The following is a 7432-nucleotide window of genomic DNA, read 5'->3' as shown; positions in this document are numbered from 1 at the left end:
GAAGTCCCAGCACTACCAGCCTTCGCTTTACAAAAAGCTATTTCAACAACCATTCGTGATCATTCACGTGATTACTGGACTGGTACCGTATACACCACTAACCGTAGAGTTTGGGAGCATGATAAGAGTTTTAAAAAGTATCTTAAAAGCCTGCGCGCCATGGCTGTAGATATGGAAACGGCTACCATTTTTACCACAGGTTTTGCAAATAAGATCCCAACAGGTGCCTTATTATTGGTTTCAGATCAACCTATGATTCCTGAGGGTGTGAAAACAGCTGAAAGTGATTCGAACGTTACTGAGCAATATGTAGAAACACATTTAAGAGTTGGTATAGATTCTCTTAAGCAATTGATTAATAAAGGCTTAACTGTAAAACACTTGAAGTTTTAGTCGCACGAAAATAAATATTAAAATACAATCTTACCCAATTTACATTGGTTATTATCTTAATTTTTGACATTTTCAAAATTAAATTCTTTTAATTTTTATAAATCAATATATTATTTCTTTTTATTACTAATAAAGCATTTAATATATTGATTTAAGCTTAAATACGTATTTTTGCATTATGTGGTACAATAATATTCTTGAAACCATTGGAAACACTCCATTGGTAAAATTGAACAATATAACGAAGGATGTTAAAGCTACGGTTTTAGCTAAAATTGAAACAACCAATCCAGGCAACTCTATTAAAGATAGAATGGCCTTGAAGATGATTGAGGATGCAGAGAGGAGCGGAAAGTTGAAGCCAGGAGGAACAATCATTGAGGGTACATCCGGTAATACGGGAATGGGACTTGCGATGGCTGCCATCATTAAGGGTTATAAGTGTATTTTTACCACTACAGATAAGCAATCGAAAGAAAAAGTTGATGCTTTGCGTGCTTTTGGTGCAGAGGTTATTGTGTGTCCTACCAATGTTGACCCTGAAGATCCAAGGTCTTATTATTCTGTTTCTTCACGACTTGAGCGTGAGGTTCCAAATTCATGGAAGCCCAATCAATACGATAATTTATCAAACTCTTTAGCACATTACGAACAAACAGGGCCAGAAATTTGGGCGCAAACAGAGGGTAAAATTACGCACCTGGTTGTTGGTGTTGGTACTGGCGGAACTATTTCTGGTACAGGCAAATATCTTAAGGAGAAGAATCCAAGCATTAAAATTTGGGGAATTGATACTTATGGATCTGTCTTCAAAAAATATAAAGAAACGGGAATTTTTGACAAAAATGAGATCTATCCCTACATTACTGAGGGTATAGGTGAAGATTTTCTGCCTCAAAATGTGGATTTTAATGTAATTGATCGCTTTGAGAAGGTTACTGATAAAGATGCGGCATTGATGACCCGTGATATTGCAAGAAAAGAAGGGATTTTTGCGGGTAATTCTGCGGGTTCTGCACTTGCTGGGCTCATGCAATTGAAAGATGAGCTCAAAGAAGACGATGTAGTGGTAATCATTTTTCATGATCATGGATCAAGATACATGGGTAAAATGTATAATGAAGATTGGTTAAGAGAACGTGGCTTTTTAGAAGATGAAAAACTAACTGCGAAGTCGATTTTGACAAAACGCGGCCGACAAGAAATTGTGACTATTGATTGTGAACAATCTGTACTGCAGGCGATTAACACCATAAAATCATTGAATATTTCCCAGATCCCAGTTACTCAGAAGGGGATGGTTGTTGGAAAAATTACTGAAAGTGACATTTTGAGTGCTGTTTTAGAGAATCCTGCCCTTCGTTCTGGTTGTGTTAAGGATATCATGACTTCCTCTTTTCCTTTTGTGGATTTGAATACTTCCATTGATAAAATTTCGTCGATTATCAACAAGGAAAACATGGCTGTTTTAGTGGAAGATGGGAATGGTAATATTGAGATTATCACCCAGTATGACATTATAAATGCTATTTCCGGTTAATAAATTTTAGTAAATCTATTCAATCGCTGCACGGTAGAAAATATATCCGAAACCTGCAGTCATTAAGACATGGTAAATTAGGAAGCCAAAATCTAGGAAATAAATTCCAATGCCTGAAGCCGTTAAGAAGTAAATAAAAAGAAGTATTTCTGGAACATAATTCTTGAGCTTTTGCTTCCTTGAATAAGGATTATAAACTTTTGATTCGTTAAACTTGGGAGTTCTGATAAAGGCAGATTTTTGTCCATTTATGCCCTTAAATACTGCAATCATATTATGGTAAGACATACCCATGGATACAATTACTGCAATGGGGTAGGCACTGAGTATTTCTTTTAATGCCGAAAATGTATTTTTTTTATCGTGCAAAACACTGATATAGCAATAAAAGAAGTTGATGAGGAGTACGATAATGAATAGCGAACTCCAATTAAAAAATAGATGGTGTTCTGTCCTAGTATTTTTTAATATCATTAAGGGAACACTTGTCATCCCGGCAAAAAGAATGAAGCCATAAATGTAATTATTGAGCAGCTGAACAGTCCCAAATAGCTTTTTGGACAGTGGCAGAGGGCATTCCCATAATTTACCTAATAGTTTTTTCGAGGTTTCTACTCCGCCTTTGATCCATCTAAACTGCTGCGATTTTAGAGCACTCACTTGATCGGGAAGTTCGGCGGGTGAAATAATGTCGGGGCAAAAATTAAATTGCCAGCCTTTCATCTGTGCACGATAACTCAAATCAAGGTCTTCGGTTAGTGTATCGGCTTCCCAAGCGCCGGCATCCTCAATGCAGCTTTTTCGCCAAATGCCGGCTGTTCCATTAAAGTTTATAAAATATCCGCCCTTAGAGCGCCCTTCTTGATCGATAATAAAGTGGCAGTTTAAACCCAATTCTTGTGCGCGGGTAAGCCATGAGTCTCTAGGATTAAGATGCCCCCAGCGACTTTGAACCATCCCGATTTTTTCATGAGTGAAATAGGCTAGACTATCGATTAAAAAGTTTGGATCGGGGATAAAATCTGCATCAAAAATGGCAATATATTCACCTGAAGCTAAATTTAAACCGTTTTGTAAGGCCCCAGCTTTAAACCCTATTCTGTTTTTGCGCTGAATATGTTCTATTAAAAAAGCATCTTGTCTCAATTTATCGACTAATTGTTGAGCGAGCATGCTCGTATCATCGTCTGAGTCATCTAATACCTGTATTTCTAATTTTTCTTTAGGATAGTTTAATTTGGAAACAGCTTCTAGGAGTCGCTTAATTACAAACCGTTCATTATAAATTGGTAGTTGGATGGTTATTTTTGGTAGGCTATTTAATTCGATTTTAACATTTTCCTTATTCTTATTTCTTAGATAAGTGATTATAAGCGCTAACTGCCCCAAGCTAAAAAGGGCAATAAAGAAGAAGAAAAAGCAGTATGCAATTATTAAGATAAGCGCTATCATGTGTGAATTGAATCCCGGATTAAATATTTTTAAAGATGGTAAGTAATATTTTATACCCAGCCATAAAAGTACCATAGATTGTACCAGATACCTTACTTACTCCAATTCGGCGTCGATAGCTTACAGGTATTTCTGTGAATTTCAATTTCTGCTTTGCTGCTTTAACCTGCATCTCAACGGTCCAGCCGAAGGTTTTATCTTTCATGCCTAGTTCTTGTAATGCCGACCACTTAATCGCTCTAAAGGGCCCTAAATCAGTAAACTTAGCATTGTAGAATAATTTAACCAGCTTAGTAGCGAGCCAATTGCCTGCCATTTGCTGAAATAATAAAGACCCAGGCTCTCTGTTGCCAAGTACTCTTGAGCCGATAACTAAATCGTAATTAGAATTTAAAATCGGTTTAATAATTAGGGTGATTTCGCTGGGAAAATCTGAGTAATCGCCATCTAAAAAAACTATGATATCTTCTGGTTTTGCTTTTGTTTGAACATACTCCATTCCTTTTAAGCAGCTATAGCCATAACCTTTTCGGTTTTCTCTCCATACAGTTGCTCCTTTCTCTCGGGCTACCTCAGCGGTATTGTCGGTCGAAACATTATCAACAACAATAATTTCACGCACCAGATTGGGTATATCAGCAATTACTTTTCCAATGGATTGACTCTCATTATAGGCGGGAATGATTACATAAACATTTGCTGCACTTGTATTAGAGCTCATCACGCTTATAGGGTTCAAAACGACCTTCTTCGGCCAGATTTTCAAGCTTTAGAACTCCTCTAGGGCAAACGGTTGCACAAATTCCGCATCCCACGCAAGAGGAGCGAATTATATTTTCGCCTTTCTGTGCATAGGCTCTCACGTCGATTCCCATCTCACAATAGGTGGAGCAATTGCCGCAGGAGATGCATTGTGCTCCATTTGTAGTAATCCTGAATTTTGACTTGAAGCGTTGGAATAAGCCTAAAACGGCTGCCATTGGGCATCCAAAACGACACCAAACCCGTGAACCCATAATCGGGTAGAAACCTGTCCCAATTACACCCGAAAATACAGAGCCGATTAAAAAACCATACCATTGCGCAAATAATCCTGATGCATCACCTAGTATTGTGCCATTTTTCCATGAATTTAACCAGAGTAAGGCTGTAGTTATAGTAACGAAAACTAAAACAGAATGGACCATCCAGCGTTCAATTTTCCATGATTTTAACGATTTATCTGATAATTGTCGGTATGGATCACCTAATGTTTCGGCCAAGGCACCACATCCACAAACCCATGAACAATACCATCGCTTGCCATAATTATAGGTTAAAATTGGTGTTGCAATAAAGGTCATTACCAAGCCCCAGAACACCATAAAAACCCCAATATTGCCAGATTGGATTAAATTATTGACATCATTTGGAAATATATAGGAATATTTTAGGGGCCAGAAATAGGAAAAATAAAACTCAGGTTGATTTAATTTCATTAAAAATGCCGGTATTAAAAAGGCAAATCCCAATTGGAAAAACATCACAGATATTGTTCTAATTACTTGATATCTACTGTATTTATATTTGGCAATAAACTTTATTCCCATCACCAAAACCGCGATTGTATAGAAGGCACCATATAAAAACCAGTGATCTGCTTTTGTATTTCGGAGAATTATGCTCAGTGGGTCCATCATTCGGATTAATCCCTCCAAATACGATGGAAACCAATATAGAATAATGTAAAAACCAGTCATTAACATCGCCACGCCCCAAGCAATTGCTCCCCGATTTGTTGCGGGATTTTGCATGACACCATTATTTTTTACTCCCGGAATGGCCTTGAAATAGGGGATAGAATAACTTATAGTGCCCGCAAAAACGAGCACTATTATTCCCCAAAAAAAGAGTATCGGATACGCCGCTCCTGGTCCCGAAGCAGCAATTAGGGCACATAAAATTGCTGCAGCAATCATGCTAGCACCAATTTTTTGAGAAATTGGGCTCTCTACAGGTTCCGCTATGGAAAGGGACTTATCTTGCATTTTCATTGAATAGTATAAATGCTTGGACTATTTCTTTTTCATGAGATTTTGAAAATTCAGGGTCAAACCAACCTAGGCTCAGTTTTTCCATCACTTCATTTATACTCCGCTTTTCACGAATCCAACGTTCTGCAATTACCTGTCTGAAGCGTATGCCCATGAAATTAAAACCGATTATAGACTGGTCTGATTGATTGAAATTAGCTCTGAAAGATATCTTTCCTTTTTTATGCTCCCAATAAAAGCTTTGCTGCTCTTTAGGGAGTACTGATGGCACTTTTCCATAGCTTTGAAACTCAATATCAAAGAATTTGGCTGAATTGAACCAGATTCCGCGCTCATAAGCGGTTCTGCTTCCACAAATGGTGTTGGCCAAGGTTTCTGCCTGCATTTTTCCTGTATACCACAATTGCTCTACTGCCGCTTGTGTTGTTTTTAATGAGCCCAATTGAGCACAATCTCCAGCAGCATAAATATTAGGGACATTTGTCTCTAAAAATTCATTAACGACGATACCTTTTTCTATTTCTAGAGGAGTATTTTTCAGGAATTCTATATTGGGTTTAACTCCAATTGTTAATCCCACAAACTGACATGATATTTTTTCTTCTGCGTCGGTTAAAATATGATCAACAGATATCTGATCAAGGGATTTTATTTCCTTTAGTTCTGTATTAAATATTAAATTTATTCCCTGTTCTTTAAGATGGCGGCCTACTAATTGAGCTTCTTCAAGAGGTAGCACACTTAACCAAAAGGCTTTTTCTCTGATGAGCATACTTACAGAAATATTTCTGCTGTGGAGCATTTCTGCCATTTCAATGCCTATTAATCCACCGCCAACTACCACTGCTGAAGAAATATTTTTGGTGTTTAATTCCATTTCCTCCAAATCCTGAATACTATAAAGCCCTTGTGTACCTTTTAAATTCTGGCCTGGCCAGCCTAATTTATTCGGAATAGAACCGCATGCTAAAACAAGTTTATCAAAGGATAAAACTCGTGAATCTTCTAGTGTAATGGTCTGGTTTTCAGCATCTAATCCATTCACTGTCGCTTTAACTAAATTGATTCTGTTCTTTGTCCAGAACCAATCCTCATAAGGCTTAGTATTTTCAAATTTCATGTGCCCCATGTAAATGTACATCAGTGCAGTACGAGAATAGAAATATTCACTCTCCTTGGAGATGACTGTTATTGTGGCAGCTGAATTTTGCTTACGAATCTGACGAGCGCAGGTAATACCGGTAATTCCATTTCCTATTATGATGATGTTCATAAATAGTATTTTACGTGCGTTTAGTAGAAGATATCAGGTAGAGCAAGATACCTAATTATCAACAATAATGAAGACCTATATTGGCTTTTTTTGCTGATTAGTGACCTTTGGCAGTCGCATCAATTCTTCTAATATCGGCTCCTAAAGCTCTTAAACGAATATCTATGTCTTGATAACCGCGCTCTATTTGTTCGATATTATGAATGATGGAAGTGCCTTGCGCCGATAGCGCTGCAATTAATAAAGAAACCCCCGCTCTGATGTCTGGGGAAGTCATTTCGATTCCGCGAAGCTTAACTTTTTTATCAAGTCCGATAACCGTTGCACGATGTGGATCACATAAAATGATTTGCGCACCCATGTCTATCAATTTATCGACGAAGAAAAGGCGACTTTCAAACATTTTTTGGTGAATCAACACGTTGCCTTTTGCTTGGGTGGCAACAACGAGCATGATACTTAAAAGATCAGGAGTAAATCCAGGCCAAGGGGCATCTGCAATTGTCATGATTGATCCATCTATGAAAGTTTCAACTTCATATGATTTTTGTGCTGGGATAAAAATGTCATCGCCCCTTAATTCAAGTTTTATGCCGAGCTTTCTGAATACTTCAGGAATCATCCCAAGTTCTTCAAACTGAACGTTTTTAATGGTAATTTCAGATTCAGTCATGGCAGCAAGTCCGATGAAGGATCCAATTTCAATCATATCTGGTAATAAACGATGTTCTGTGCCACCAA

The 7432-nt window shown here is 37.6% G+C and carries 5 protein-coding genes and 2 pseudogenes; 2 read left to right on the top strand and 5 right to left on the bottom strand.

Translation table 11 applies throughout. The annotated features are described in order from the left end of the window. Both ACILQF_RS08505 and ACILQF_RS08500 read left to right on the top strand, forming a co-directional pair. Nucleotides 1-393 (top strand): annotated as a pseudogene (locus tag ACILQF_RS08505) (AMP nucleosidase); the annotation flags it as partial. A 178-nt stretch (nt 394-571) separates the two neighbouring features. Beyond that, a complete protein-coding gene (locus ACILQF_RS08500) occupies nt 572-1933 on the top strand; it encodes a pyridoxal-phosphate dependent enzyme (protein ID WP_395626989.1) in 1362 nt (453 codons plus the stop codon). A 15-nt stretch (nt 1934-1948) separates the two neighbouring features. Here ACILQF_RS08500 and ACILQF_RS08495 read toward each other — a convergent pair whose 3' ends face one another. The 5 genes and pseudogenes from ACILQF_RS08495 to ACILQF_RS08475 form a co-directional block, all read right to left on the bottom strand. Then, a complete protein-coding gene (locus ACILQF_RS08495; RefSeq protein WP_395626988.1) occupies nt 1949-3385 on the bottom strand; it encodes a glycosyltransferase in 1437 nt (478 codons plus the stop codon). A gap of 19 nt (nt 3386-3404) precedes the next feature. Then, the gene (locus tag ACILQF_RS08490) at nt 3405-4106 is read right to left on the bottom strand and encodes a glycosyltransferase family 2 protein (RefSeq protein ID WP_395626987.1); all 702 of its coding nucleotides are present in this window, start codon (nt 4104-4106) and stop codon (nt 3405-3407) included. After that, nucleotides 4096-5412, bottom strand: a complete 1317-nt coding sequence (locus ACILQF_RS08485) for a 4Fe-4S binding protein (RefSeq protein WP_395626986.1) — start codon at nt 5410-5412, stop codon at nt 4096-4098. Before ACILQF_RS08485 ends, ACILQF_RS08490 begins: the two co-directional genes overlap by 11 nt. Continuing rightward, nucleotides 5402-6691 (bottom strand): NAD(P)/FAD-dependent oxidoreductase, encoded by a 1290-nt coding sequence (locus ACILQF_RS08480; protein ID WP_395626985.1) that lies wholly within the window; start codon nt 6689-6691, stop codon nt 5402-5404. The genes ACILQF_RS08485 and ACILQF_RS08480 overlap by 11 nt, the downstream gene beginning before the upstream one ends. Nucleotides 6692-6788: 97 nt before the next feature. Continuing rightward, nucleotides 6789-7432, bottom strand: a pseudogene (locus tag ACILQF_RS08475) (UDP-N-acetylglucosamine 1-carboxyvinyltransferase); the annotation flags it as partial.

The organism is Daejeonella sp. (assembly GCF_044232565.1).
In the GTDB taxonomy this organism is placed as follows: domain Bacteria; phylum Bacteroidota; class Bacteroidia; order Sphingobacteriales; family Sphingobacteriaceae; genus Daejeonella.
This window is presented reverse-complemented; position numbering and strand designations above follow the sequence as displayed.